This window comes from Anaerotignum lactatifermentans (assembly GCF_016902535.1).
Classification (GTDB): Bacteria; Bacillota; Clostridia; order Lachnospirales; family Anaerotignaceae; genus Anaerotignum; species Anaerotignum lactatifermentans_A.
On record NZ_JACSNY010000058.1, the window covers coordinates 1 to 305 of the forward strand.

Sequence of the window (305 nt, forward strand, 5' to 3'; positions counted from 1 at the left end):
TCTACTCTCCCAGGCAGCTCCCCACCAAGTACCATCGACCGCTTAGGTCTTAACCGTCGTGTTCGGAATGGGAACGGGTGTGTCCCCTAAGCGCATCGTCACCGGAAATTTTCAATTTTGAGGTCAGCGGACTTGACCGCCTTCCTGAAAGGTACTTATGCACCTTCAAAACCGAATACAAGCAAACTCTCGTCTCAAATCTTTTTATTAGGTCAAGCCCTCGGTCTATTAGTATTGGTCAGCTGAACACATTACTGTGCTTACACCTCCAACCTATCTACCTCATTATCTTTAAGGGACCTTAC

2 rRNA genes are annotated in these 305 nt (G+C 47.2%); both read right to left on the bottom strand.

The features are described from left to right. A 5S ribosomal RNA gene (gene rrf / locus H9X84_RS12845) occupies positions 1 to 106 on the bottom strand; the annotation flags it as partial. 102 nt (positions 107 to 208) lie between these two features. After that, a 23S ribosomal RNA gene (locus H9X84_RS12850) occupies positions 209 to 305 on the bottom strand; the annotation flags it as partial.